This is a genomic window from Rhodococcus sp. T2V (genome assembly GCF_029269925.1).
In the GTDB taxonomy this organism is placed as follows: domain Bacteria; phylum Actinomycetota; class Actinomycetes; order Mycobacteriales; family Mycobacteriaceae; genus Rhodococcus_F; species Rhodococcus_F koreensis.
In genome coordinates, this window is the sequence record NZ_JARJBD010000269.1 from 1 (window position 1) to 1,754 (window position 1,754).

Consider the following 1,754-nt stretch of genomic DNA (forward strand, 5'->3'; position numbering starts at 1 on the left):
AAGGTGCTCGTCGCGAACCGCGGTGAGATCGCAGTGCGGGTGATCCGGGCCGCCGCCGACGCCGGCCTGGCCAGCGTCGCCGTCTACGCCGAACCCGACGCCGACGCCCCGTTCGTGCGCCTGGCCGACGAAGCCTTCGCCCTCGGCGGACAGACCTCCGCCGAGTCCTACCTGGTGTTCGACAAAATCCTCGACGCCGCCACCAAGTCCGGCGCCGACGCCATCCACCCCGGCTACGGCTTCCTCTCCGAAAACGCCGACTTCGCCCAGGCCGTGATCGACGCCGGCCTGATCTGGATCGGCCCCTCCCCGCAATCGATCCGCGACCTCGGCGACAAGGTCACCGCCCGCCACATCGCCGAAAAGGCGAAGGCCCCGATGGCCGCCGGCACCAAGGACCCCGTCAAGAACGCCGACGAGGTCGTCGCCTTCGCGCAGGAATACGGCGTCCCCGTCGCCATCAAGGCCGCCTTCGGCGGCGGCGGCCGCGGCATGAAGGTCGCCCACACCATCGAAGAAATCCCCGAACTGTTCGACTCCGCCACCCGCGAGGCCGTCGCCGCCTTCGGCCGCGGCGAATGCTTCGTCGAACAGTATCTGGACAAGGCCCGGCACGTCGAAGCGCAGGTCATCGCCGACCAGCACGGCAACGTCATCGTCGCCGGCACCCGCGACTGCTCCCTGCAACGCCGCTTCCAGAAACTCGTCGAGGAAGCCCCCGCCCCGTTCCTCACCGACGACCAACGCGCCCGCATCCACAGCTCCGCCAAGGCCATCTGCACAGAGGCCGGCTACTACGGCGCCGGCACCGTCGAATACCTCGTCCAGGGCGACACCGTCTCCTTCCTCGAGGTCAACACCCGCCTGCAGGTCGAACACCCCGTCACCGAGGAAACCGCCGGCATCGACCTGGTGCTGCAGCAGTTCAAGATCGCCAACGGCGAGGCCCTCGACCTCCTCGAGGACCCCACCCCCCGCGGCCACGCCTTCGAATTCCGCATCAACGGCGAGGACGCCGGCCGCGGCTTCCTGCCCGCCCCCGGCCCGGTCACCAAGTTCGTGCCCCCCACCGGCCCCGGCGTCCGGATGGACTCCGGCGTCGAAACCGGCTCCGTGATCGGCGGCCAGTTCGACTCCATGCTCGCCAAGCTGATCGTCACCGGCGCCACCCGCGACGAAGCCCTCGCCCGGGCCCGCCGCGCCCTCGCCGAATTCCAGGTCGAAGGCCTGGCCACCGTCATCCCGTTCCACCGGGCCATCGTCGCCGACCCCGCCTTCATCGGCGACGGCACCTCATTCGACGTCTACACCAAGTGGATCGAAACCGAATGGGACAACCAGATCGAACCCTTCACCGGCGCCGCCCCCCTCGACGACGAGGACACCCTGCCCCGGCAGAACGTCGTCGTCGAGGTCGGCGGCCGCCGCGTCGAGGTGTCGCTGCCCGGCCAGTTCACCCTCGGCACCGGCGGCGCGGGTGCCCCGGCCGGGGCGGTCCGCAAGAAGCCCAAGGCCCGCACCCGCGGCGGCGCCCACGGCGGCGCCGCCTCCGGTGACGCCGTCACCGCCCCCATGCAGGGCACCGTCGTCAAGGTCGCCGTCGAAGAAGGACAGCAGGTCGCCGAGGGCGACCTCATCGCCGTCCTCGAGGCCATGAAGATGGAAAACCCCGTCAACGCCCACAAGGCCGGCACCGTCACCGGCCTCGCCGTCGAACCCGGCTCCGCCATCACCCAGGGCACCGTCCTCGCCGA

Annotated in this window: 1 protein-coding gene; it reads left to right on the top strand. The window is 70.6% G+C overall.

Annotated features, from left to right (window positions below):
• Positions 1-1,754 (top strand): biotin carboxylase N-terminal domain-containing protein (locus P3H15_RS53795; protein WP_276144790.1); only part of this gene is annotated, 1,754 nt, incomplete at both ends.